The 22,833-nt window shown below is 66.1% G+C and carries 25 protein-coding genes; 16 read left to right on the top strand and 9 right to left on the bottom strand.

The window, feature by feature from the left end; translation table 11 throughout:
* Positions 1 to 58 precede the first annotated feature (58 nt).
* From ABIS05_RS27555 to ABIS05_RS27525, 7 genes are all read left to right on the top strand, one after another.
* Entirely contained in the window at positions 59 to 2,755 is a 2,697-nt protein-coding gene (locus tag ABIS05_RS27555; RefSeq protein ID WP_348063376.1) for a TonB-dependent receptor, read from the top strand.
* A gap of 64 nt (positions 2,756 to 2,819) precedes the next feature.
* Complete coding sequence (locus tag ABIS05_RS27550; protein ID WP_348014441.1) at positions 2,820 to 3,521, top strand: 2OG-Fe(II) oxygenase family protein; 702 nt, start codon at positions 2,820 to 2,822, stop codon at positions 3,519 to 3,521.
* Between the two features lie 471 nt (positions 3,522 to 3,992).
* Positions 3,993 to 4,634: a hypothetical protein gene (locus ABIS05_RS27545; RefSeq protein ID WP_348014440.1), complete on the top strand. Its 642-nt coding sequence runs from the start codon at positions 3,993 to 3,995 to the stop codon at positions 4,632 to 4,634.
* A gap of 85 nt (positions 4,635 to 4,719) precedes the next feature.
* Complete coding sequence (locus ABIS05_RS27540; protein WP_348014439.1) at positions 4,720 to 5,559, top strand: MotA/TolQ/ExbB proton channel family protein; 840 nt, start codon at positions 4,720 to 4,722, stop codon at positions 5,557 to 5,559.
* Positions 5,560 to 5,592: 33 nt separating this feature from the next.
* Positions 5,593 to 6,021: a biopolymer transporter ExbD gene (locus tag ABIS05_RS27535; protein WP_348014438.1), complete on the top strand. Its 429-nt coding sequence runs from the start codon at positions 5,593 to 5,595 to the stop codon at positions 6,019 to 6,021.
* 15 nt (positions 6,022 to 6,036) lie between these two features.
* Positions 6,037 to 6,474, top strand: coding sequence for a biopolymer transporter ExbD (locus ABIS05_RS27530; RefSeq protein WP_348014437.1), 438 nt, complete (start codon positions 6,037 to 6,039; stop codon positions 6,472 to 6,474).
* Positions 6,475 to 6,560: 86 nt separating this feature from the next.
* Positions 6,561 to 7,811, top strand: coding sequence for a hypothetical protein (locus ABIS05_RS27525; RefSeq protein WP_348014436.1), 1,251 nt, complete (start codon positions 6,561 to 6,563; stop codon positions 7,809 to 7,811).
* Between the two features lie 89 nt (positions 7,812 to 7,900).
* Here the strand turns inward: ABIS05_RS27525 and ABIS05_RS27520 are convergent, their stop codons facing one another.
* The 7 genes from ABIS05_RS27520 to ABIS05_RS27490 all read right to left on the bottom strand — a co-directional run bounded on the left by ABIS05_RS27520 (position 7,901) and on the right by ABIS05_RS27490 (position 12,514).
* Positions 7,901 to 8,659 (bottom strand): 3-hydroxyacyl-CoA dehydrogenase, encoded by a 759-nt coding sequence (locus ABIS05_RS27520; RefSeq protein ID WP_348014435.1) that lies wholly within the window; start codon positions 8,657 to 8,659, stop codon positions 7,901 to 7,903.
* Positions 8,660 to 8,761: 102 nt separating this feature from the next.
* On the bottom strand, positions 8,762 to 9,415 hold the full coding sequence (gene adk / locus ABIS05_RS27515; RefSeq protein ID WP_348014434.1) for an adenylate kinase: 654 nt from the start codon (positions 9,413 to 9,415) through the stop codon (positions 8,762 to 8,764).
* Positions 9,416 to 9,514: 99 nt separating this feature from the next.
* Positions 9,515 to 10,252, bottom strand: a complete 738-nt coding sequence (kdsB, locus tag ABIS05_RS27510) for a 3-deoxy-manno-octulosonate cytidylyltransferase (protein WP_348014433.1) — start codon at positions 10,250 to 10,252, stop codon at positions 9,515 to 9,517.
* A complete protein-coding gene (locus tag ABIS05_RS27505) occupies positions 10,249 to 10,455 on the bottom strand; it encodes a Trm112 family protein (RefSeq protein WP_348014432.1) in 207 nt (68 codons plus the stop codon). Before ABIS05_RS27505 ends, kdsB begins: the two co-directional genes overlap by 4 nt.
* A complete protein-coding gene (lpxK, locus tag ABIS05_RS27500; RefSeq protein WP_348014431.1) occupies positions 10,440 to 11,495 on the bottom strand; it encodes a tetraacyldisaccharide 4'-kinase in 1,056 nt (351 codons plus the stop codon). Before lpxK ends, ABIS05_RS27505 begins: the two co-directional genes overlap by 16 nt.
* A complete protein-coding gene (locus ABIS05_RS27495; protein ID WP_348014430.1) occupies positions 11,461 to 11,877 on the bottom strand; it encodes a biopolymer transporter ExbD in 417 nt (138 codons plus the stop codon). The genes lpxK and ABIS05_RS27495 overlap by 35 nt, the downstream gene beginning before the upstream one ends.
* A gap of 16 nt (positions 11,878 to 11,893) precedes the next feature.
* Positions 11,894 to 12,514: a MotA/TolQ/ExbB proton channel family protein gene (locus ABIS05_RS27490; RefSeq protein ID WP_348014429.1), complete on the bottom strand. Its 621-nt coding sequence runs from the start codon at positions 12,512 to 12,514 to the stop codon at positions 11,894 to 11,896.
* Positions 12,515 to 12,863: 349 nt separating this feature from the next.
* On the opposite strand from ABIS05_RS27490, the gene xseA reads away from it, so the two are divergent.
* Positions 12,864 to 14,165 (top strand): exodeoxyribonuclease VII large subunit, encoded by a 1,302-nt coding sequence (xseA, locus tag ABIS05_RS27485; protein ID WP_407074916.1) that lies wholly within the window; start codon positions 12,864 to 12,866, stop codon positions 14,163 to 14,165.
* 59 nt (positions 14,166 to 14,224) lie between these two features.
* On the top strand, positions 14,225 to 14,806 hold the full coding sequence (locus ABIS05_RS27480) for a Fe-Mn family superoxide dismutase (RefSeq protein WP_348014427.1): 582 nt from the start codon (positions 14,225 to 14,227) through the stop codon (positions 14,804 to 14,806).
* A gap of 44 nt (positions 14,807 to 14,850) precedes the next feature.
* On the opposite strand, the gene ABIS05_RS27475 is transcribed toward ABIS05_RS27480, so the two are convergent.
* Complete coding sequence (locus tag ABIS05_RS27475) at positions 14,851 to 16,068, bottom strand: polyhydroxyalkanoate depolymerase (RefSeq protein WP_348014426.1); 1,218 nt, start codon at positions 16,066 to 16,068, stop codon at positions 14,851 to 14,853.
* A gap of 107 nt (positions 16,069 to 16,175) precedes the next feature.
* Here ABIS05_RS27475 and ABIS05_RS27470 point away from each other — a divergent pair, with 107 nt between their 5' ends.
* Positions 16,176 to 16,904: a glutathione S-transferase family protein gene (locus tag ABIS05_RS27470; protein ID WP_348014425.1), complete on the top strand. Its 729-nt coding sequence runs from the start codon at positions 16,176 to 16,178 to the stop codon at positions 16,902 to 16,904.
* A 13-nt stretch (positions 16,905 to 16,917) separates the two neighbouring features.
* Here ABIS05_RS27470 and ABIS05_RS27465 read toward each other — a convergent pair whose 3' ends face one another.
* Positions 16,918 to 17,382, bottom strand: coding sequence for a cupin domain-containing protein (locus ABIS05_RS27465; protein ID WP_348014424.1), 465 nt, complete (start codon positions 17,380 to 17,382; stop codon positions 16,918 to 16,920).
* Between the two features lie 187 nt (positions 17,383 to 17,569).
* On the opposite strand from ABIS05_RS27465, the gene ABIS05_RS27460 reads away from it, so the two are divergent.
* The 6 genes from ABIS05_RS27460 to ABIS05_RS27435 form a co-directional block, all read left to right on the top strand.
* Positions 17,570 to 19,780, top strand: coding sequence for a cation-translocating P-type ATPase (locus ABIS05_RS27460; RefSeq protein ID WP_348014423.1), 2,211 nt, complete (start codon positions 17,570 to 17,572; stop codon positions 19,778 to 19,780).
* Positions 19,780 to 19,929 (top strand): cbb3-type cytochrome oxidase assembly protein CcoS, encoded by a 150-nt coding sequence (ccoS, locus tag ABIS05_RS27455; RefSeq protein WP_348014422.1) that lies wholly within the window; start codon positions 19,780 to 19,782, stop codon positions 19,927 to 19,929. Before ABIS05_RS27460 ends, ccoS begins: the two co-directional genes overlap by 1 nt.
* Before the next feature lie 46 nt (positions 19,930 to 19,975).
* The gene (ccoN, locus tag ABIS05_RS27450; protein ID WP_348014421.1) at positions 19,976 to 21,433 is read left to right on the top strand and encodes a cytochrome-c oxidase, cbb3-type subunit I; all 1,458 of its coding nucleotides are present in this window, start codon (positions 19,976 to 19,978) and stop codon (positions 21,431 to 21,433) included.
* 10 nt (positions 21,434 to 21,443) lie between these two features.
* A complete protein-coding gene (gene ccoO / locus ABIS05_RS27445; protein WP_348014420.1) occupies positions 21,444 to 22,127 on the top strand; it encodes a cytochrome-c oxidase, cbb3-type subunit II in 684 nt (227 codons plus the stop codon).
* The gene (locus ABIS05_RS27440; RefSeq protein ID WP_348014419.1) at positions 22,114 to 22,245 is read left to right on the top strand and encodes a cbb3-type cytochrome c oxidase subunit 3; all 132 of its coding nucleotides are present in this window, start codon (positions 22,114 to 22,116) and stop codon (positions 22,243 to 22,245) included. The genes ccoO and ABIS05_RS27440 overlap by 14 nt, the downstream gene beginning before the upstream one ends.
* A partial coding sequence (locus ABIS05_RS27435; RefSeq protein WP_348014418.1) for a cbb3-type cytochrome c oxidase N-terminal domain-containing protein occupies positions 22,242 to 22,833 on the top strand: 592 nt, incomplete at its 3' end. The genes ABIS05_RS27440 and ABIS05_RS27435, both read left to right, overlap by 4 nt.

The raw sequence follows: 22,833 nt of genomic DNA, 5'->3' as shown, positions 1-22,833 counted from the left end.
CACCCGGGTCAGTACCGCCACGTTATCGGGCGGTTCCCTGCCTCTATAAGGAGCCTCAATGTTCAAAGTCACCCTCATCAGCAGTGCCATCCTGGTTCTGACCGCCGGCTCGGCTCTCGCTCAAGAAGCGCAGAAGCTCGAGCGCATCTCGATCACCGGGTCCAGCATCAAGCGCATTGATGCTGAAACCTCCGTGCCGGTGACGATCGTGTCGCGCGCGACGATTGACAAGTCCGGGGCTGCGAACGTGCAGGAGCTGGTGGATCGATTGAGCGTCAACAACGGCAATGGCTTGGCGCTCGGGCAATCGATCGGCGACTCCGCCGCGACAGGCCAGAGCGGGGCTTCGTTGCGCGGGCTTGGCCGCGAGCGCACGCTGGTGCTGCTCAACGGCCGGCGGCTCACGCCCTACCCGTTCTCGGGTGCAGGCGTCGACCTGAATGCCATCCCGCTCGCTGCGATCGAGCGTATCGAGGTGTTGCGAGACGGCGCCTCCGCCACCTACGGTTCCGACGCCATCGGCGGCGTCATCAACTTCATCACGCGCAAGGATTTCCGCGGCGGTGACTTCACGCTTTCGTACGAGTCACCGCAGGAAAAGCGCGGCAAGGTCGCTGGCGTGCAGGGTGGTGTGGGCTTCGGCGACCTCGCCAGCGACAAGTTCAATCTGCTGGGCACTTTCAGCTACCAGAAGTTCGACGTCATCCGCGCTGAGGATCGCGACTTCTCCAAGACCGGCAACCGCCCTGACATCGGCGTCGTCAAGTCCTCCGGCAACACATTCCCTGCCAATGCTTACCTGAACAATGACGATGGCGATTTCGTGGCCGGTGCTGCTGGCTTCCCGACCTGCGCGCCGCCCGACAGCTTCAAGGGCGGCTCGAATTGCCGCTACGACTACAGCGCCAAAATCGACATCGTGCCCAAGTCGGAACGACTGGGTGCCCTGGCGCGCGCCACGGCGCAGATCAGCCCAGACCACCAGTTGTTTGCTGAGTTTGCGTATTCGCGAAATGAGATCACGCTGGGTTCCTCCCAGACACCATCGAGCACGAGCGGCCGTCCGGACTATCTGTACCCCGGTGGCGGCAAGTACTACCCGACTGCAGCAGTCAACGCCGTGGCTCCCGGTTACAACGGCGACCTGATCATTGCCTGGCGCATCGTTGATGGCGGACAGCGCCTGACCAAGGTCACCAACGAGCTGACCCGTGCATTGGTGGGCGCCGAAGGCAGCTTGTTTGGTTGGGACTACAAGCTCGGTCTGGCCTCCACGAAGGGCAAGGCATCGGAAGACTTCCTGACGGGCAATTTTTCCGACACGCAGTTGGTGCGCGTGCTCAAGACCGGCAACGTCAATCCGTTTGGCCCGAACGACGCGGCTGGCAAGGCACTGCTGCTCGAGGCACAACTGTCAGGCAACAACCGAAAGTCGCAGACCACGACAGACAGCTTCGACCTGTCTGTGTCGCGCGAGCTATTCGCGATGCAGGGTGGCAGTGCGGCGTTGGCGGTGGGCATCGACCTGCGCAAGGATAAATACCTGGACGGCTACTCCGATATTGCCGGCTCGGGCGACATCGTCGGTGGCTCTGGCACTGCCGGCAAAGTTCAGGCACAGCGCGAAACCCGCGGCCTGTATGCTGAATTGAACCTGCCGGTGCTCAAGGAGTTGGAAGTCAACGCAGCATTGCGCACCGACAGGTACTCCGGCACCCGGGGCGAGTCGCGCGATGGTGCGCTGAGTACGGACAACCTCTCGTCCACCAGCCCCAAGCTCAGCTTCAAGTGGACACCCAGCAAGATGGTGCTGGTGCGTGGCTCCGTCGGCAAGGGCTTCCGCGCGCCAGGGCTGAACGACCTGTTCTCTCCAGCAGCCCTGACCAACACCGGCGGCAACTTCACCGACCCTTACTACAACACCCTGCGCGCTGCCAACGACAAGACTGGCTGTGAGCTCTCGCCCAATCCGAACTTCTGCGACACGCAGCTCACGGTTCAGAACAACAGCAACGCCAAGCTCAAGCCGGAGAAGTCCAAGACAGCGACGTTGGGGTTCGTGTTCGAGCCCGTGCAGGATTTGTCGCTCGGCATCGACTACTTCAACATCAAGGTCACCGACGGCATCAAGGCCGTCACGGGCGACGACATCCTGAAGGACTGGTTCGAGAAGCAGACCGGCCCCCGCGCCAGTACTTCCGTCTATGCAAACCGCTTGATCCTGGCCGAGTCGGGTTACCTCAACTACGTCAAGGCGTCGCTGGAGAATGTCGGCTCGTTGAAGGTCTCTGGTTTCGATCTGAGCGCCAAATATCGTCTGCGCACCGACCTTGGTACGTTCACACCGAGCTGGGACGGTACCGTCGTGACCAAGAGCAGTGAGACCAACGTCGTGACGGGGGTGGTTGAAGACACGCTGGGCAAGTACCGTGTGGGCGGCCCGATCTCCCGCTTCAAGCAGAACTACGCCCTCGACTGGGACGGCGTCGGATTCTCAGCCGCGCTGACCTATTTCCGTCAGAGCAGTTACGAAGACTATGACAAGGTCAAGCGTGTTCCGCACTACGACCTCTGGAACTTGCAGGCGCAGTACAAGGGGATCAAGAACATGGCCTTCACGGTCGGCGTGCTGAATCTGCTCGACAAGAAGCCGCCGTCTACCGTGCAGGAAGATTACTTCCAGGTTGGCTTCGACCCGACCTACGCCGACGTCAAGGGTCGCAGCTTCTACTTGCGCGCCAACTACAAGTTCTGATCGTCGTTGATAGACGAGGCATGACCCAGCAGGCCTTCGGGCCTGCTTTCAATTGGCATTCGACATGGACTACATCAATCCGACGCTTGACTTAGGTGCCTTGAGCGCGCGATTCGGCCGCGATCGGCGTCTGCTGATCCGCGACTTCTTCACGCCCGACGTCGCGGACGCGCTTGCGCGTGCGGTCGAGGCCGTCGACTGGAGCCTGTCCTATCGAGACAGAGATGGCGACCGCCGGCTCACCGGCGAGCAGCTGCGTGGTCTCGGCGGCAGCGAGCGAAGCCATTTGATCGATGGCATTCACGAGGTCGCTCGACACGAATTTCAGTTTTCCTTTTTTACCGAGTCCCTGGCGGACGCGATGCAGCGCGGTGATGCCGGTCTGCTCGCCCGGTTCATCCGCTGGATGGCGGACGACGCCTTCCTGTCCGTGATGCGAACCATCACCGGCGTGGCAGAAGTCAACCGTGTGTATGCCCAAGCCACCATGTACGCACCAGGCAGCTTTCTTCTCGCGCATGACGACCATGTGGATGCCGAGGACCGACGCGTTGCCTACGTCATCAACCTCACGCGGCATTGGCGTCCCGATTGGGGTGGCCTGCTGAACTTCAGCGAGCGCGATGGCAGCGTCAGTGACAGCTTCTTTCCGCACTTCAATTCGCTGTCCTTGTTTGCGGTACCACAGACGCATTTCGTTTCCTACGTTCCACCGTTCGCGCAGGGCGAGCGCAACGCGATCACAGGGTGGCTGATTGCCGCCTGATGGCCGCGTCCCAGGCGCTCGATTCGCGGGCTTTCAAATGGGAGCGACTGTTCACGAAAACTCGGCGGCGCGGCATTAGTTCCTTTTCCCCTACTTCAATTCGGTGTAATCAAGCTGTTGCACTTGCCCGGGTTAGCCCCAAGGAAAGCGCCGGAAACGCAGGGCTAAGATGCTTCCATGGCCAGGTTTGGTCGGAGGTGTGGTTCCGCTACACCCAGTTCGTGGCGATGAAACGCGTGCCCGACGGCTTTTGCCACCGGGCGTTTTTTTTGGCCAGAACAGGTGTGAAGAATCCTTACAAACCCCGGGCAAACTGCGTGTTTTCAACGAGGCGGATACGTTCTTCCCGCGATCTAGAATGCATGCCCTTCGGGGGCTAGTCGACGGCAGGAACGCAACTTCCGCCATTGCACAGTGGCCACTTTCCAGAGAGTCATTGACTGTGATTTGTAGTTGCAAGAAGGAGCGCGCATGAACTTTGCGCAGGAGAAGCAAGGCGCATCCCGGTTCACGGGCTTTGGCGTCGTTGTCCTGATTCACGTGGTGGCCATCTACGCGCTGGCCAGTGGCTTGGCGCGAGATATCGTCAAGAAGGTGACTGGCCCGATCGACGTCAAGGTGATCGAAGAGAAGGTCAAACCACCGCCGCCACCCGAAAAGGTGGTGCCGCCGCCGCCGGACCTCAAGGCCCCGCCGCCGCCCTTCGTGCCGCCGCCTGAATTCCAGGTGACCGCGCCCGCACCGCCGGCGCCGGCCATTGTGTCGACCCAGGTTGCGCCCCCCGCAGTGGCGGAAATTCGTCCGGCGCCGGCTCCAGCGCCTGCAGCGCCTCCTGCCGCGCCGCGTGGAAAGGTCACAGCCGGCATGGTTTGCACCAAGATGTCCAAGCCCGAACTGCCGTCGATGAACTGGAGCGGCGAAGCCCTCTACAAGGCAATCGCCACGGTCAAGGCTGGCCGCGTGACGTCGGTGGAAATCACCTCGCTGCGTGGTGGTGTTGACCGCAAGGCGCAACGCGCGATGCAACAAGCCATCACGCAGACGCTCCAGGAATCCTACGAATGCCCGGGCGATCATGTGTTCGAGCAGGAGTTCCAGTTCAAAGTCGATTAAGAAGCCCGCCTCGACCCTGGCGCCGCCGAGTTGGCGGCGCACTCAGACCGTATCAAACCAGAATCTTTTCCTAGGAGTTGACTCCATGATTTCTCGCATCACCGGCTTCCTTGCCGCTATCGCAATGGCCGCAACCCTGGCCAGCTCGCCTGCTCACGCGCAAGATCAGAAGCCGGCCGACGCCGCCTCGGCCGCCGTGGTTGAGGCTACTGACGCCTCGGTCGCCCCCGCTCCTGCTGCTGCCGCCTCCAAGCCGGTCGACAACCCTTACGGTCTGGCCAACATCGTCGCCCACGGCAACGTCGTTGACCAGGTCGTGCTGCTCGTCCTGGCCATCATGTCCATGGGTTCCTGGTACATCCTGGTCGTCCGCCTGTGGGACACCAGCAAGCTGTCGGCTGAAGCCAAGGATGTTCGCGCCACCTTCTTCAAGAAGCCCAGCCTGGCCGACGGCGTGCGCAGCTTGAAGGAAGAAAGCGCGTTCCGCTACATCGCCACCACGGCCATCGAAGCGTCTGAGCATCACGAAGGTACGCTGATCGAGAACATCGACCACAGCAGCTGGGTCACGATGAACGTCGACCGCGCCGTTGCCGACGTCAACACCAAGATCTCCAGCGGCCTGGGCTTCCTGGCAACCGTCGGCTCGACGGCACCCTTCATCGGCCTGTTCGGCACGGTGTGGGGCATCCTGAACGCGCTGACCGCCATCGGTCTTGCGGGTCAGGCTTCGATCGACAAGGTGGCCGGCCCCGTGGGCGCCGCGCTGATCATGACGGCCATCGGTCTGGTCGTCGCCGTGCCGGCCGTGCTGGGTTACAACTGGCTGGTCAATCGCAACAAGAGCGTCATGAGCCAGGTCCGTTCCTTCGCGGGCGATCTGCATGGCGTGCTGATGGGCAACCGCTCGGTCGCCAAGCGCTAAGCCCTGAGCTGAGCCCGTAAAGGAGCCAATGCCATGGGCATGAACGTCGGATCCTCTTCCGGCGGCGATGACGAAGTTGTCTCGACCATCAACACCACGCCCCTCGTGGACGTGATGTTGGTGTTGTTGATCATCTTCCTCATTACCGTGCCGGTGGTGACGCAGTCGATTGCGGTGAATCTCCCCAAAGAGACCAACGTCATTCGCGTCACCAAGCCTGAAAACATCGAAATCTCGGTCAGCAAGGACGGCGACGTCTATTGGGGCACGAAGCTGATTCCCGACATGGAGGAGCTGGTGAAGCGCCTCGGCAAGGAGTCGGTCAAGAACCCGCAGCCCGAGGTGCATATTCGCGGCGATGAAAAGTCCCGCTACGAGTCGGTCGGTCGCGTGATCTTCGCCAGCCAGCGCGCTGGCATCATGAAGATCAACTTCGTTACCGAGCCGCCGGCTCGTAACTGATCCCAGGAGCCAAGCATGGGAATGAATGTTGGAAGTTCGTCGCCGGACGCCGAACCCGAAGTCATGATGGACGTCAATACGACGCCCCTGATTGACGTGATGCTGGTGTTGCTGGTGATGTTGATCATCACCATCCCTATCCAGTTGCACACGGTCAACCTGGATATGCCACCGCCTAGTGCGACGCCGCCGGCGCCGGATCCGATCATCCACACCGTCATGATCGACTTTGACGGCACCATCTACTGGGACGAGAACGCGCTGCCCAACATCGACGCCGTGAATGCCAAGATGCAGGAAACCGGCGTTCTGCCGCCTTCCGAGCAGCCGGAAATTCACATCAAGCCGAACAAGCTCGTCGACTACGGTGTGGTGGCTGCGGTGATGGCCTCGGCCCAGCGCAACAACGTCAAGAAGATGGGCATGGTTGGTAACGAGCAATACGTCAAGTGACGTGCTCGCGGGCCAATTGACGCCGATACTTTGATGCGCGCTGCCCGAGAGGGCGGCGCGTTTTCGCTTTTCAGGAGAGCAAGTTGATGACTTTGAAAACCGTGGTTGCCGCAGCCGTTGGTGTCCTGGCCCTGTCTTTGAATGGCGCGCCGGGCGCCGAGTTCGGCTTCAGCCAAGCGGCTGCCCAGGACAGCGTCCGCAAGGAAGTCGGTACGCCGCTGACCGAAGCCAGCAGGCTGGTCAAGGCCGGCAAGTTCAAGGATGCGCTGAACAAGCTGCGCGATGCCGAAGCCGTTGGCGGCCGCACGGCCGGCGAGAACAACGCCATCGAAGGCGTGCGCTTCTCAGCCGCCATGGGCGCCAATGAGCCCGACACGATGGTGCGGTCGTTCGAAACCTTGAAGGGTGCGGGAAAGTTGTCGGGTGCACAGCAGCTGCAGTACATGGAAGCCATCGCCGGCACCTATCTGCGCAACCGTGACGGCGGCAAGGCCCTGACCTGGGCGCAGCGCTACTTCAAGGACGGCGGCAACAGCTCGACGATGAAGCAAGTCCTGCAGAACGCGCAGTTCGCTTCCGGCGACATGACCGGCGCGATCAAGGACACACTGGAAGAGATTTCTGCCGACGAGCGCGCTGGCCGTGCCCCGTCCAAGGACAAGCTCAATCTGCTGTTGTACGCGGCCCAGAAGAAGGGTGATGCCAATGCCGAAGGCATCGCGACCGAAAAGCTGCTGAACTACTACCCGGATCCCAAGCTCTGGGCCCAGATCCTGGGCGGCTTGCCGCAGAAGAAGAGCTTCGATGGCAGCCGCTACGCGCTTGACCTCTACCGCCTGCGCCTGGCCACCGGCAACATGTCGCGTGGCGCCGAGGACTACATGGAGATGGCCCAACTGGCCGCCCAGGCTGATGTCCCGGAAGAGGGCAAGCAGGTTGTCGAGAAGGGTTTTGCGGCCAACGTGCTGGGTCAAGGTGCCGAAGGCGCCCGCCACAAGCGCCTGGCAGACCTGATGGTCAAGAAGATCGCCGAAGCCAAGGCGGGCGCGGCGGCCAACGAAAAAGCCGCCATGGTCTCCAAGGATGGCGACGCTCTGGTGACGCTGGGCATGGCCAACGCTTTCGGCGGCAACGCCAAGAAGGGTGTCGAGCAGATCGAGGCAGGGATCTCCAAAGGCAACCTGAAGCGCCCTGAAGACGCCAAGCTGCACCTTGGGCTGGCGCATCAACTGGCGGGTGACCATGCCAAGGCTGTGGCCGCGTGGAAGTCGGTCAAGGGCACGGAAGGCGCCGCCGATCTGGCCCGCCTGTGGATCGTCCAGTCGCGCAAGCACTGATCACGGCCGGCTGCAAATCGCAAGCCAAACAAGACGGGCCTGGTGCGAACCAGGCCCGTTTCTATTCCGGCTGCGGGTGGCTCACCGGCTCACCTGGGCGCCAGGCGGATCGCTCCGTCGAGGCGGATGACCTCACCGTTCAGCATCTCGTTCGTGACGATCTGGTGCACGAGCTTGGCGTAGTCCTGGGGCGTGCCCAGGCGGCTCGGGAAGGGCACGCTGGCGGCCAGCGCGTCCTGCACTTCCTGTGGCATGCCGAACAGCATTGGCGTGCCGAAGATGCCCGGGGCGATGGTCATGTTGCGGATGCCGTTGCGGGCCAGGTCGCGGGCAATCGGCAGCGTCATGCCGACGACGCCGCCCTTGGAGGCCGAGTAGGCCGCCTGGCCGATCTGTCCGTCATAGGCGGCGACTGAAGCCGTAGAGATCAGCACGCCGCGTTCGCCGGTCGGTTCGGGCTCGTTCTTGGCCATCGCTTCAGCGGCAAGGCGAATCATGTTGAACGTGCCGATCAGGTTGACCGTGATGGTCTTGCTGAACGCGGCCAGGGGGTGGGCGCCTTCCTTGCCGACGGTCTTGATCGCTGGCGCGATGCCGGCGCAATTGACCAGCCCCACCAACTTGCCGAGGCCTGTGGCAGCCGCGATGGCCGCCTGGCCATCGGCCTCCTGGCTGACGTCGCACTTGACGTAGACGCCGCCGATCTCGGTGGCAACCTGCGCGCCGCGATCGGCCTGCAGGTCCGCGATGACGACCTTGGCGCCGTGGCCGGCCAGCATGCGTGCCGTACCTTCGCCGAGGCCCGAGGCGCCGCCGGTGACGATGAACACCTTGCCTGCGATTTCCATGGTGAGGAACTCCTGGTTGACGTGAACGTCAATTGTGGACGACAAAAAAGCCGCAGGGCTTGCGCGCTGCGGCTTCCTGGTGGGGAGAGATGACTCGTCGTCTCAGCTCAGCGCCGCCAGCGCACGTTGCGTGATCTCGTCGACCGTGCCGATGCCCTCAATGCGACGGTACTTGGGCGCTACGGCGTCGCCAGTGGCGGCCCACTGCGAGTAGTAGTCGACCAGCGGGCGCGTCTGCGCGGAGTAGACGTCCAGACGCTTCTTGACCGTTTCTTCCTTGTCGTCGTCGCGCTGCACCAGCGCTTCGCCGGTCGCATCGTCCAGGCCTTCGACCTTGGGTGGGTTGAACTTGACGTGGTAGGTGCGGCCCGAGGCGGGGTGAGAGCGGCGGCCGCTCATGCGCTCGATGATGGCGTCGAAGGGCACGTCGATTTCCAGCACGTAGTCCAGCTTCACGCCGGCTGCCTTCATCGCGTCGGCCTGCGGAATGGTGCGGGGGAAGCCGTCGAATAAGAAGCCCGTAGCGCAGTCCGGCTGCGCGATGCGTTCCTTGACCAGATCGATGATCAGGTCGTCGCTGACCAGCGCACCGGACTTCATGACGGCGTCAGCCTTCAGGCCCAGGGGTGTGCCGGCCTTGACGGCTGCGCGCAGCATGTCGCCGGTGGAGATCTGCGGAATGCCGAATTGCTTGCAGATGAAGGCCGCTTGGGTGCCTTTGCCGGCGCCGGGGGCGCCCAGAAGAATCAGTCGCATGGGTCTCCTCGTTGTGTCGGGACCGTTAAAAACGCCCCGCTTCGGTCAGCGCCCGAGTATCGCATGTGGACTTTCGCCGGCCTGACGCCAGCGAGGCGTTCAGGCCAGCAGCAGGCGCCTGACGTGCTCCAGATCCTCGGGCGTGTCGACACCCGGGCCGGGCCGTTCGGCGCTGACGTGCACGGCGATGCGCTCGCCATGCCACAGCACGCGCAACTGCTCCAGCGACTCGATCTGCTCCAGCGGGCTGACCGCCAGCGTGGGGAAGCGGCGCAGGAAGCCGGCGCGGTAGGCGTAGAGGCCGACGTGGCGCAGCGCCTGGTTGGGCTGGCCCGCGCCGTCACGCCACCAGGCGATGGGCGCGCGCGAGAAGTAGAGAGCGCGGCCCGCCTTGTCGGTCACGAGTTTGACGACGTTGGGGTTCGCAAACTCGGCAGGGTCGGTCAGCGCGTGGGCCACGGTCGCCATGACGCAGTCGGTTTGAGCGACCAGCGTCGCCGCGCAGGCGTCGATCATGGCGGGCGCGATCAGCGGTTCGTCGCCCTGCACGTTGACGACGACAGCGTCATCGGCCAGGCCGAGCTGCTCGACGGCCTCGGCGAGGCGGTCGCTGCCGGAGGGATGGTCGGCGCGCGTCATCAGCGCGCGCACGCCGTGGGCCGCGCAGGCGGCGGCAACTTCCGGCGCATCGGTGGCCACGACGACTTGGCTCGCGCCCGACTCAGCCGCGCGTTGCGCAACGCGCACGATCATCGGCAAGCCGGCAATGTCGGCCAGCGGCTTGTTGGGCAATCGCGTGGACGCCAGCCGCGCCGGGATGATGACTGTGAAGGTCACGGCGCGAGCGTGACGGGCGGCGGTGCCGCGTCCGGGTCCCAGGACTTGGCTTCGCTCTCCAGCATCAGCGGGATGCCGTCGCGGATGGGGAAGGCCAGGCGGTCGGCGCGGCAGGCCAGGGCCGGCAGTTCACCTTCGCGCAGCAGCGTCAGCGGCCCCTTGCACAGCGGGCAGACCAGCATTTCGATCAGTCGTTGATCCATCGGGACGGAAACAGGCGTTGGAGTTGGGCGTCCAGCGCGGCCTCGAAGGCGGCGCCGGGCGAGAAGTCTAGCGCCACGACCCAGACGGGCAGGGCGCCGACGCGCTCGGGAGGCAGCTTGACGGCGTCCTTCTCGGTCAGCACGACGCCTGCTGCGTCGGCCGACCAAGGCAGCGTGGCGAAGTCGGCATGGTCGGGCAGCGCCAGCGCGTCGCACTGCAGGCCCTGCGCGGCCAGCATGTCGAAGAAGCGCTGCGGGCGGGCGATGCCGGCGACGGCCAGCAGGCCTGGTCGGTTGCGCAGAGCCAGCAGCGCATCCAGGGTCACGCGCTCTCCGCCCCACCAGCCGGCCAGCGGCACGGCACCGGTCAGCCGGCGCTCGGCGACGAAGCCGGGCAAGGCGGTGCTGGGCTGCGGTGCGTTGTAGATGACGAGATGGTCGTCTGCGAGTACTTCGGGCGGCTGTCGCAGCGGCCCGGCGGGCAGTAGCCGGCCGTTGCCCAGGCCGCGCTCATCGAAGACGAGCAGGCTCAGGCGCCGTGGCAGCCGCCAGTGCTGCAGGCCGTCATCGCTGACGAGCAGGTCCAGCTCGGGGTGTGCGGCCAGCAGCGCCCGCGCGGCGGCGATGCGGTCGCGGCCCACAGCCACCGGCACGCGGCCGCGCAGGTGGATGAGCAGCGGTTCGTCGCCCACCTCGCGTGCGGTGGCCGCGCGGCTGACGAGGCGCACGCTGTCGCCTTCACGCCCGTAGCCGCGCGACACGACGCCGGCCCTCAAGCCCCGTGCGCGCAGCAACTCCAGCAGGGCGAGTGTCGTGGGCGTCTTGCCGGCGCCGCCGACGATCCAGTTGCCGACGACGATGACCGGCACGGGCAACGTCTCGACGCGCTTCAGGCCGAACAGGTAGGCCAGGCGACGCAGCGCCAGCAGCGCGCCGTAAAGCCAGCTCAACGGCAGCAGCGCGGCAGACAGCGCCCCGCCACTCAACCACTGGGCCTGCAGCCGGTCAGCGAGCGTCGGTCTGCGCGGCGAAGGTGACACGGGTCAGGCCGACGCGGCGGGCCGCGTCCATCACATTGATGACGGCCTGGTGGGGCGTGGCGGCGTCGGCCGAGATGATGAGCGACGCCTCGGCGTTGCCGCCCGAGGCTTGCCGCAGCGCACCGATGAGGATGTCGACCGAGCGGCCTTCCACCGGCTGGCGGTTGATGACGAAGCGACCATCGGCGGCGATGCCGACGATGACCTCCTGCGGCCTGTCCTTGAGCTTGTCCGAGTCGGCCGAGGGCAGGGTGATCTGCAGCTCGGTGAACTTGGAATAGGTCGTCGACAGCATCAGGAAGATCAGGATCACCAACAGCACGTCGATGAAGGGGATCAGGTTGATCTCCGGCGGCTCGCGGTGGGGGGGGCGGAAGCGCATCGCGTTCTCGGTGGGTTCAGGCCGTGGTGTAACGGCGCAGTTGGCCCAGCATCCGGTCGGCGGCGGCTTCGAGTTCGAGCACGTGCTCCTCGATGCGGCCGCGGAAGTAGCGGTAGAACATCAGCGCCGGAATGGCGATCATCAGGCCGAAGGCGGTGTTGTAGAGCGCGATGGAGATGCCGTGCGCGAGCTGGGCGGGGTTGCCGCCGCCGGGCGTCTGGCTGCCGAAGATCTCGATCATGCCGACCACCGTACCGAACAGCCCCAGCAGTGGCGCGGCGGTGGCGATGGTGCCCAGCGTGTTCATGTAGCGCTCAAGCTGGTGCACGGCGCGGCGGCCGGCGAATTCGAACACCATGCGCAGCTTGCCTTCCGGCATCTGCGGCTCGGCAGTGACGGCGCGCAGGCCCGAGGCCAGCACCTCGCCGAGCAGCGAGTTCTCGGCCAGGCGGTCCACCATCTCGGGCGCAGGCAGCTGCTGGGCGCTGACGTTCAGCACCTCCTCCAGCAGGCGTGGAGGCAGGATGCGGCTGGTGCGCAGGCTGGTGAACCGCTCAATGATGAGGGCCAGGGCCACGACGGAGCACAGGAGCAAGGGCCAGATGGGCCAACCGGCGGCTTGTATGATCGAAAACAAGGGCGTCCCCGTCGAAAAAAAGCGGCCGCTGACGGGCCGGGATTGCGCGGGATTATGGACCCAGGCTTGGCACGTCCGCCCGGTGCTTCAACGCCAAGAAAGCGTTCTCACAATCCACCGTTGCTGTGGATAACTTTGTGGGCAAGCCCGTGGCGCTGGCCCGCAGAGGCCGTCAAATCAAGGCCTTGGACAACTTGCCTCAAGTTTGAGCAGCGGAATTCGAATTGAAAAACAAGGCCTTATGTGCTCATGACAGCGCCGTGACAGGCGCCATGAGCCGAAATTGCCCGCCAGCCCAGCATTGGCGCGGCTGTGGACTTCCCGGCCCGCGCCGGCATTGGGTTTGCGCGTGATTGACGGGCGCGAGGCCGCATCAAATCGTCGTGTCTGGGGTGTGGCCGGCCTGCTGGAGGCCGTCGGCCAGAGCCTGGCGGAGCGGTTCTCGGTCGTCGCGGTTGGCGGCGAGCTCACGGGCTTCACGCGGGCGGCCAGCGGCCACTGCTACTTCGGGCTGAAGGATGCCGATGGCCTGGGGGCCAGCCTGCGCTGCGCGATGTTCCGCCGTGCGGCGGCGATGCTGGACTTCACGCCGGCCGACGGCGCGCTGGTCGAGCTGCGTGGCCGCGTCGCCGTCTACGAGCCGCGTGGCGAGCTGCAGTTCGTTGTCGAGGCCATGCGCCGCGCCGGCGCGGGCACGCTGTACGAGCAGTTCCTGAAGCTGCGTGCGCGGCTGGCGGCAGAGGGCCTGTTCGACGAAGACGCCAAGCGACCGCTGCCGACGCTGCCGCGGCGCATCGGCGTCGTCACGTCGACGGCGGGCGCGGCCCTGCATGACGTGCTCACCGCGCTGGCGCGGCGCGCGCCGCAGATCGAGATCGTCATCTACCCCAGCCCCGTGCAGGGCGTGGAGGCGCCGCCGGCCCTCGTCAATGCTTTGCGCATTGCCAACGAGCGCGCCGAGGTGGACCTGCTGCTGCTGGTGCGCGGCGGTGGCTCGCTGGAGGACCTGTGGGCCTTCAACGACGAGCGCGTCGTGCGCGCCGTCGCGGCGTCGTTGCTGCCGGTCGTCTGCGGCGTGGGCCACGAGACCGACGTGACGCTCTGCGACCTCGCCGCCGACCTGCGTGCGCCCACGCCCACGGCCGCCGCCGAGCTGGCTGCGCCGTCCCGCACCGCGCTGCTGCAGATGCTGGCCAGCCTGGAGCGGTCCGTGGCCCTGCGCACCGAGCAGCGGCTGCAGAGCCTGGGCCAGCGGCTGGACCGCATCGCGCTGCGCCTGGCCCGCCCGAGTGACGCGCTGGCCCGCCAACGCCGACAGCTGGACCTGCTCGCCCAGCGCGCTGCGGCGGCGCCGGGCCGGCGGGTCGAGCTGCAGCGCCAGCGCCTAGCCCATCTGGCGCCGCGCCCGGCCCGTGCCTTGGCAGAAACGCTGCGCCGCCAAGCCGTGCGGCTGGACGCGTTGCAGGCCCGCCTGCAGGCGTTGGACCCCCAGCACGTACTGGCCCGTGGCTATGCCTGGCTGGACGACGGGCAGGGCGGCGCGATCACCTCGGTGCACACGCTGCTGCCCGGTCACGAGGTGCGCGCGGTGCTGGCCGATGGCAGCGCCGACCTGCGCGTTCTTGGGGTACTGCCTTCGCCACAAGGGTGATGCTCGCTCCCTACAATCCGCCGCGTCCCCCTTCCCCCCAAACATTTGAGGATTCCACGATGGAACACACGCTGCCCCCGCTGCCTTTCCCCATTGACTCGCTGGCCCCGCACTACAGCAAGGAAACGCTGGAGTTCCACCACGGCAAGCACCACAACGCCTACGTGGTCAACCTCAACAACCTGCAAAAGGGCACCGAGTTCGAAGCGATGACGCTCGAAGAGATCGTCAAGACGAGCTCCGGCGGCATCTACAACAACGCCGCGCAGATCTGGAACCACACCTTCTTCTGGAACTGCATGAAGCCGCAAGGCGGCGGCGAGCCCAGTGGCGCGCTGGCCGAGGCCATCAACGCCAAGTGGGGCAGCTATGCGGCCTTCAAGGAAGCCTTCGTGAAGAGCGCCGTCGGCAACTTCGGTTCCGGCTGGACCTGGCTCGTGAAGAAGGCCGACGGCTCCGTCGACATCGTCAACACCGGCGCCGCCGGCACGCCGCTGACCACCGCCGACAAGGCCCTGCTGACTGTCGACGTGTGGGAACACGCCTACTACATCGACTACCGCAACCTGCGCCCCAAGTTCGTCGAAGCGTTCCTGTCGAACCTGGTCAACTGGTCGTTCGCCGAAGCCAACTTCGCCTGATCTCGATTCGCTTGATCAAAGGCCGGCGTCAGCCGGCCTTTTTTTCATTGCGAGACCTGGATCACGCGCCGCACCATCGGGTAGACCTGGTGCTGCCAGCGCCGCCCGCTGAACACACCGTAGTGGCCGACGTTGGGCTGGATGTAGTGGGTGCGCAGATACATCTTCAGGCTGCTGGCCAGATCCTGCGCGGCCAGCGTCTGGCCTACCGCGCAGATGTCGTCGCGCTCGCCTTCCACGGTCAGCAGCGCGGTGCGGCGGATGGCGGCGGGGTCGACGCGGCGGCCCTTGAACATCATCTCCCCGCGTGGCAGGTCGTAGGTCTGGAAGACGCTCTCCACCGTCTCCAGGTAGAAGTCCGCCGCCAGGTCGGCCACGGCCATGTATTCCTCGTAGAACAGGCGCGTCACCTCGGCCTTGTCGAACTCGTCGGCAACGATGTGCTTGTAGTAGTCCTTGAAGGCGTTGGTGTGCCGGTCCTTGTTCATGCTCATGAACGCCGACAGCTGCACGAAGCCCGGGTAGACCCGCCGCCCCGCGCCGCCGTGCTGCCAGGGCACGTTGCTGATCAGGTTCTTGCGAAACCATTCGATCGGCTTGCTCGTCGCCAGCTCGTTCACCGCCGTTGGGTTGACGCGGCAGTCGATGGGGCCGGCCATCAGCGTCAGGCTGGCCGGCGTGGCGGGGTGGTCGTCCTCGGCCATCACGGCCACGGCGGCCAGCGCGCTCACGCAGGGCTGGCAGACCGCCACGACATTGGCGCCGGGGCCCATGATGGCGAGAAAGTCGATGAGGTGCTGGGTGTATTCGTCCAGCCCGAAGCGGCCGGCCGACATGGGCACGTCGCGCACGTTGTGCCAGTCGGTGACGTAGACGTCGTGGTCCTGCAGCAGCGTGCGCACCGAGTCGCGCAGCAGCGTGGCGAAGTGGCCCGACATCGGCGCGACCACCAGCACCTTGGGGGCGGCTGGCGCGCCCTCGCGGCGAAAGCGCAGCAGCGTGGCAAACGGCGTGGTCAGCACGGTTTCTTCTGTCACCGGCCAGCACTCGCCGCCGGTGGCAACGACGTCTGCGATGCGCCAGGGCGGGCGTTTGTGCGTGACCTGGGCCAGTTCGAACACCTGGCCGGCAGCGGCCATGTGGCGCGCGGGCAGCCAGCCGCTGGCGGCCACGCTGGGTTCTTGCAGGAAGGGCAGTGACCAGCGCGTCACCGCACGCAGCGGCCACAGCAGATCGGTGTGAGCCTGGTAGGCGGGGTACATGGGGTCTCCTGCGTTTTGGTGGTGCCTGAAGCATCGCAAGGAGCGAGCCAGCATGGCATGGGGCTTGCGTCGAAGCAGAGGAAGCCCCCGACAACAAGGAGATGCCCATGCCCGTTGCCACGCCGACCAAGCCCACGGCTCGCAAGTCCAGCAAGGCCATCGCGCCGCCCGCGCCTGCGCTTCAGTTAGCCACGCTGACGCTGAGCAGCAAGAACTACTCCTCCTGGTCGCTGCGCGGCTGGCTGCTGGCCCGTTTCGCGGGGCTGACCTTCGACGAGGTCATGCTGCCGCCCGACGACGCGGATGCCAGGAAGGAACTGCTGTTGCTGGCGCCGTCCATCCGCGTGCCCTGCCTGCGCCACGAGGGTGCGACGGTGTGGAACACGTTGGCCATCGCCGAGTACCTGAACGAGACCTTTCCCAAGGCCGGGCTTTGGCCGCTGGACCGCGTGGCGCGGGCCCATGCGCGTGCCGTCTGCGGCGAGATGAACTCCGGCTTCGCCAACCTGCGCTCGGCGCTACCGATGAACCTCAAGGGGCGTTTCCCCAACCACAAGATCTGGGCCGGCGCCAAGCCCGACATCGAGCGCATCGTCGAGATCTGGAGCGAATGCCTGGCGAACTACGGCGGGCCCTTCCTGTTCGGCAAAAAGCGCAGCGCAGCCGACGCGATCTTCGCGCCCGTGGCCACTCGCTTCATGACCTATGGCGTGGCGTTGCCGCAGGCGTGCAAGGCTTACTGCGACACCATCATGGCCATGCCGGAGATGCTGACCTGGATTGCCGAAGCCAAGCAGGAGCCTGAGGAAATCGAGCTGCTGGACATGGACTTCTAAGCGCGTTGAACGTTCAAGCCCAGGGCGTCGGGATCGGAACGTCGCAGGGCGGTGGCGCGTCGATCGACTTGAAGTCTGCCGGCGACACGATCTCCAGGTACTCCATGTCCGGTGAGTAGTCGAACAGGTAGTGCACGATGCCGGGGCGCTGGTGCACGCAGTCGCCGGCCTCGACGAGGGTCTCCTGGTCGCCGTACATGAACTTGGCCCAACCCTTGGTCATCAGCACGATCTGGAAATCCGCCTCATGGCGGTGCCATCCCGTGCCCTTTTCAGGAGCCATGTTCGCCTTCACAAGGTGCGCAACGACGCGCCCACCCGTGGCGGCGGAGATGCCGAGGTCGCGGTAGAGGAAGAAATCCCTCAGGCCGTCACTGCGCCAGGGCGTGTCGCCCGGCTTCACGTGAGAGAAGGTCGTGCCCGAGGTCGTGCCCGAGGTGGTGCTCGAAGCAGCGATGGGTTCCGAAAGATCCGACATGGCTGGGCCTCCTGAAATGCTGGGGAGGCCCTGCGGGCATGCAAGACGCATTCCCGAAAGCTCGCGGCTGCGGCTGCGTTGTGCATCGAGCCAACTCACGGGCGCGCGCAGCCATGGCCAGGGGCGAAAAGCGAATGCCTTGACGCAGGTCATGGGCTGCGCCTGAGGTTCGCCCTAGATTGTTGGCGTGAGCGCTCCTCCCTCTGGCTTGCACGCGGCTGATGCCGACGCGCAGGCACTAGCCCCTTTCACGACCTGGCCCGACGGCCCGGGCGGCGTGGCGCTGTCGCAGCTGCAGGTGGCGGGCATGCATTGCGCGGCCTGCTCGGGCCTGATCGAGGCGGCGCTGCTGAAGCTGCCCGGCGTGCAGGGCGCCAGCGTCAATGCGGCGTCGGCGCGGCTGGCGCTGCGCTGGCGGCCTTCGCTGCTCGCGCTGGCCGATGTGCTCGCCGCGCTGCAGGTTGCCGGCTACCGCGCCACGCCCGACGTCGCCGCGCCGGCCCGCGAGCTGCGCCGGCAGGAGCGGCGCCAGGCGCTGTGGCGGCTGTTCGTGGCGGGCTTCATGATGATGCAGGTCATGATGCTCGCGGTGCCGGCCTACCTGGCCGCTGCCGGCGACCTGGCACCCGACCTGGACCGCCTGCTGCGCTGGGGCAGCTGGGTGCTGACGCTGCCTGTCATGGCCTTTGCGGCTGGGCCGTTCTTCAGCGGTGCGTGGCGGCAACTGCGCGGCGGGCGGCTGGGCATGGACGTGCCCGTGGCCGTGGGCATCGCGGTCACTTTCATCGCCAGTACCGGCGCGCTGTTCGACCCCGGCGGCGCGCTGGGCCACGAGGTCTACTTCGACTCGTTGACGATGTTCGTCGCGCTGCTGCTGCTGGCGCGCTGGTTCGAGCTGGGCGCGCGCCACCGCGCGGCGGATGCGTTAGAGGCGGTGGCGGGTTCGCTGCCGATGTCGGCGGCGCGATTGCATGACGACGGCACGAGCGAGCGCGTGCCACCCGAGGCGCTGCGTGTGGGCGACCGCATCCGCGTCGCGGCCGGCGAGGCGTTCGCGGCCGATGGCTGCGTGCTGTCGGGCCGGGGCTTCGTGAACGAAGCGCTGCTGACGGGCGAATCGGCACCGGTGGCCAAGGCCGTGGGCGATGCGGTGGTGGCCGGCAGCATCAACGTCGACGGCTCGCTCGTCGTCGCCGTGCAGCGCGTGGGTGCCGACACCACGGCGCAGGGCATCGTGCGGCTGATGCAGCAGGCGCAGAGCCAGCGGCCGCTTGCAGGCGGAATCGTCGACCGCGTCGCCGCAGGCTTCACGGCGGTCGTGCTGCTGCTGCTGCTGGCGCTGGCGGCCGGCGCGGCTTGGTGGTGGATAGACCCGTCACGCGCGGTGGCCGTTGCGGTGGCCGTGTTGATCGTCACCTGCCCCTGCGCGTTGACGCTGGCAGCGCCCGCCGCCTGGCTGACCGCCAGCGGCGCACTGGCGCGACGCGGGCTGCTGCTGACGGATCTCTCTGCGCTGGAGCGGCTGTGCGCGGTGGACACCGTCGTCTTCGACAAGACCGGCACGCTCGGCGAGGAGCGCCTGCAACTGCTTCGGCATTGGGCGGGCGAAGGCGTCGACGCCGACGCGCTGCTGGCCGTGGCGCGCAGCCTGGCCGCGCTGTCGCGACACCCGCATGCGCAGGCACTCGCCGACGGCAGCGGTGCCGGCGCCTGGACGGAGGTGCTTGAAGTGGCCGGGCGCGGCGTGCAGGCGCGCGACGCGGCCGGCACGCTGTGGCGCCTGGGCGCGCCGTCCTGGATCAATGAACGGCCCGACCGGGCGGCGCGGCTGGCCTTGGGCGGTGGCGGCCAGGTGCTGTGGCTGGACCTGGCCGAGGCGCCGCGCGCCGACGCCGCCGAGGCCGTTGCGGCGTTGCGCAAGCAAGGTCAGCGCGTGCGCCTGTTGTCGGGCGATCAGCCTGCCGCCGTGGCGCGCATGGCCGCCGCGCTGGACATCGCGCTCTGGCAAGCGGGCGCCACGCCGGAGTCCAAGCTCGCCGCCGTGCGCGAGTGGCAGGCCGCAGGCGAGCGCGTGCTGATGGTGGGCGACGGCATCAACGACGCGCCGGTGCTGGCGGCGGCCGACGTGCGGATTGCGATGGGGCAGGGCGCGATGCTGGCGCGCAGCGCGGCGGATGCGCTGCTGCTGTCCAACCGCCTGATGGCGCTGCCCTACGCGCTGGCGTTGGCGAAGAAGACGCGCGGGGTGCTGCGCCAGAACCTGGCCTGGGCGGCGCTCTACAACCTGGCCTGTGTGCCGCTGGCACTGGCCGGTTGGTTGCCGCCGCTGGCCGCAGGCGTGGGCATGGCATGCAGCTCTCTCTTCGTCGTACTGAACGCGCAGAGACTGGCGCGCTGATGGACATCCTCTACCTGCTCATCCCGTTTTCGGTGGTGCTCGTGCTGCTGATCGTGGCGGTGTTTGGCTGGGCCGTGCACGCCGGGCAACTGGATGGCTTCGAAAGCGAGGCTGAACGCATCTTGCTTGACGAGGATCAAGGGCCCTGAGCCCTCCACCGAGAAGAATCGTTCGCATCAGACTGAAGGAGTTCCGATGGCGAACGACAGAGTCCTGGCGGCATCAGAAGCCACAGCCGGGACGACATACGAGGACGGGCCCGTACGCGCATTCGCGCTGGCCGCCGTGCTCTGGGGCGTGGTGGGCATGACGGTGGGCGTGTTCATCGCCGCCCAGCTGGCCTGGCCGGACTTGAACTTCGGCATCTCATGGTTGAGTTATGGCCGCCTGCGGCCACTGCACACCAACGCCGTCATCTTCGCCTTTGGCGGCTGCACGCTGATGGCGACGAGCTACCACGTCGTGCAGCGCACGGGCCAGACGCGCCTGTTCGCGCCCATGCTGGCCTGGTTCCACTTCTGGGCCTGGCAGGCCGTCATCGTCGGCGCGGCCATCACGCTGCCCATGGGCTTCACGCGTGGCAAGGAATACGCGGAGCTTGAGTGGCCCATCGGCATCCTGATCACCATCGCCTGGGTGTCGTACGCCATCGTCTTCTTCGGCACCGTCGGACGCCGCAAGATCCGCCACATCTACGTGGCCAACTGGTTCTTCGGCGCTTTCATCCTCACCGTGGCGCTGCTGCATCTCGTCAACGGTGCGGTGCTGCCCGTCACGTTCTGGAAGAGTTATTCGGCCTATGCCGGCGTGCAGGACGCGATGGTGCAATGGTGGTACGGCCATAACGCGGTGGGCTTCTTCCTGACCGCAGGCTTCCTCGGGATGATGTATTACTACATCCCCAAGCAGGCCGAGCGGCCGATCTACAGCTACCGCCTGTCCATCGTCCACTTCTGGGCGCTGATCTTCACCTACATGTGGGCGGGGCCCCATCACCTGCACTACACCGCGTTGCCCGACTGGGCGCAGAGCGTGGGCATGGTCTTCAGCCTGGTGCTGCTGGCGCCGAGCTGGGGCGGCATGATCAACGGCGTCATGACGCTGTCGGGTGCCTGGCACAAACTGCGTGACGACCCCATCCTGAAGTTCCTCATCGTCTCGCTGAGCTTCTACGGCATGTCGACCTTCGAGGGGCCGATGATGTCGATCAAGACGGTCAATGCGCTGTCGCACTACACCGACTGGACCGTCGGCCATGTGCACTCCGGCGCGCTGGGTTGGGTCGGCCTGATCTCGATGGGGTCGCTGTATCACCTGATCCCGCGCATGTTCGGCCGCACGCAGATGTACTCCAAGAGTGCCATCGAGTTGCACTTCTGGATCGCGACGCTGGGCATCGTGCTCTACATCGCCGCGATGTGGATTGCTGGCGTCATGCAGGGCCTGATGTGGCGCGCGGTCAACCCCGACGGCACGCTGGTCTACACCTTCGTCGAAGGCGTCAAGGCGACCTGGCCGTTCTATGTGACACGGCTGGTGGGTGGGTTGATGTACCTGGCCGGGATGCTGGTGATGGTCTGGAACGTCGTCAAGACGGTGCAGGCCGGCAAGCCCGAGCGCGTGCGAATTCCCCAGGTCCTGGCACACGCTTGAGGAGGCCGACATGAGCAACAACAACACTGAACGAGTCACCGGCCACCAGCGCATCGAGACCAGCAACCTGCTGATGATCGTGCTGGTGCTGCTGACGGTCGCCGTCGGCGGCTTCGTCGAGATCGTGCCGCTGTTCTTCCAGCGCTCGACCACGCAGCCCGCACCCGGCCTCAAGCCCTACACCGCGCTGCAGGTCGCCGGCCGCGACATCTATGTGCGCGAGGGTTGCTACAACTGCCACTCGCAGATGATCCGCCCGCTGCTGGCCGAGACGCTGCGCTACGGCGAGTATTCCAAGGCCGGCGAGTTCGTCTATGACCGCCCCTTCCAGTGGGGCAGCAAGCGCACCGGGCCCGACCTGCACCGCGTGGGCGGGAAGTACAGCGACGACTGGCATCGCATCCACCTGAACAACCCGCGCGACCTGGTGCCGGAGTCCAACATGCCGGCCTACACCTGGTTGGTCAACGAGCCGGTGGACGCTGCCGGGCTACCCGCACGGTTGAGCGCACTGCGCACGTTGGGCGCGCCCTACAGCGACGCCGAGGTGCAGGGCGCGGCGCAGGCCGCCACCGGTAAGACCGAGATGGACGCGGTGATCGCCTATCTGCAGGTCCTCGGCACGTCAGGCGCATTGGCAAAAGCGGAAACGGCAACGGCAACGGCAAAAGAGGCTCCCCGTGGGAATCAATGAACTTCGCGTGGCGGTGACCCTGGTGTCGCTGGCCGTCTTCATCGGCATCGTCGTCTGGGCCTGGCGTGGCCACTTCGATGCAGCGGCGCAGCTCCCGCTTGAGGGAGGCGACCAATGAGCGACTTCTTCAACGAGGGCTGGTCGATCTTCGTCGCGGCGGCCACGCTGCTGGGCCTGGCGGCCTGCATCGCGCTGCTGGTCATCGCCAGCCGCCGCCAGCCTTCGGCCGCAGACAACACCACCGGCCACGTCTGGGACGAGGATCTGCGCGAGCTGAACAACCCGCTGCCGCTGTGGTGGATGGGCCTGTTCGTGCTGACGGTGGTGTTCGCCGGCGGCTACCTGGCGCTGTACCCGGGGCTGGGCAGCGTGGCCGGCACGCTGGGCTGGACGAGCACGGCCGAGCATGCCGAGGAGATCGCCCAGGCGCGCGCCGCGATGGCGCCGGTCTACGCGGGCTTCGCCGGCCAGTCCCCCGAGCAACTCGCCAAGGACCCCAAGGCCCACGCCATCGGCGAGCGCCTGTTCGCCAACAACTGCGCCCAATGCCACGGGTCGGACGCCAAGGGCTCCAAGGGCTTCCCCAACTTGACCGACAAGGACTGGCTCTGGGGCGGCAGCACCAAAGCGCTCGGCGACGTATTCGCGCCAAGGCACCTTGTTGCCTTTGTCGAGGAAACCCCAGCCCTGCACGCGCGGTCCGGTG

This window comes from Roseateles sp., assembly GCF_039929605.1.
Taxonomy (GTDB): Bacteria; Pseudomonadota; Gammaproteobacteria; order Burkholderiales; family Burkholderiaceae_C; genus Pelomonas.
This window is presented reverse-complemented; position numbering and strand designations above follow the sequence as displayed.

Bases quoted from the DNA above. Each gene is read 5' to 3' on its own strand.
- ABIS05_RS27555 (WP_348063376.1), top strand. From the start codon at position 59: ATGTTCAAAGTCACCCTCATCAGCAGTGCCATCCTGGTTCTGACCGCC.
- ABIS05_RS27550 (WP_348014441.1), top strand. From the start codon at position 2,820: ATGGACTACATCAATCCGACGCTTGACTTAGGTGCCTTGAGCGCGCGA.
- ABIS05_RS27545 (WP_348014440.1), top strand. From the start codon at position 3,993: ATGAACTTTGCGCAGGAGAAGCAAGGCGCATCCCGGTTCACGGGCTTT.
- ABIS05_RS27540 (WP_348014439.1), top strand. From the start codon at position 4,720: ATGATTTCTCGCATCACCGGCTTCCTTGCCGCTATCGCAATGGCCGCA.
- ABIS05_RS27535 (WP_348014438.1), top strand. From the start codon at position 5,593: ATGGGCATGAACGTCGGATCCTCTTCCGGCGGCGATGACGAAGTTGTC.
- ABIS05_RS27530 (WP_348014437.1), top strand. From the start codon at position 6,037: ATGGGAATGAATGTTGGAAGTTCGTCGCCGGACGCCGAACCCGAAGTC.
- ABIS05_RS27525 (WP_348014436.1), top strand. From the start codon at position 6,561: ATGACTTTGAAAACCGTGGTTGCCGCAGCCGTTGGTGTCCTGGCCCTG.
- ABIS05_RS27520 (WP_348014435.1), bottom strand. From the start codon at position 8,659: ATGGAAATCGCAGGCAAGGTGTTCATCGTCACCGGCGGCGCCTCGGGC.
- adk (WP_348014434.1), bottom strand. From the start codon at position 9,415: ATGCGACTGATTCTTCTGGGCGCCCCCGGCGCCGGCAAAGGCACCCAA.
- ABIS05_RS27505 (WP_348014432.1), bottom strand. From the start codon at position 10,455: ATGGATCAACGACTGATCGAAATGCTGGTCTGCCCGCTGTGCAAGGGG.
- ABIS05_RS27495 (WP_348014430.1), bottom strand. From the start codon at position 11,877: ATGCGCTTCCGCCCCCCCCACCGCGAGCCGCCGGAGATCAACCTGATC.
- ABIS05_RS27480 (WP_348014427.1), top strand. From the start codon at position 14,225: ATGGAACACACGCTGCCCCCGCTGCCTTTCCCCATTGACTCGCTGGCC.
- ABIS05_RS27475 (WP_348014426.1), bottom strand. From the start codon at position 16,068: ATGTACCCCGCCTACCAGGCTCACACCGATCTGCTGTGGCCGCTGCGT.
- ABIS05_RS27470 (WP_348014425.1), top strand. From the start codon at position 16,176: ATGCCCGTTGCCACGCCGACCAAGCCCACGGCTCGCAAGTCCAGCAAG.
- ABIS05_RS27465 (WP_348014424.1), bottom strand. From the start codon at position 17,382: ATGTCGGATCTTTCGGAACCCATCGCTGCTTCGAGCACCACCTCGGGC.
- ccoS (WP_348014422.1), top strand. From the start codon at position 19,780: ATGGACATCCTCTACCTGCTCATCCCGTTTTCGGTGGTGCTCGTGCTG.
- ccoN (WP_348014421.1), top strand. From the start codon at position 19,976: ATGGCGAACGACAGAGTCCTGGCGGCATCAGAAGCCACAGCCGGGACG.
- ccoO (WP_348014420.1), top strand. From the start codon at position 21,444: ATGAGCAACAACAACACTGAACGAGTCACCGGCCACCAGCGCATCGAG.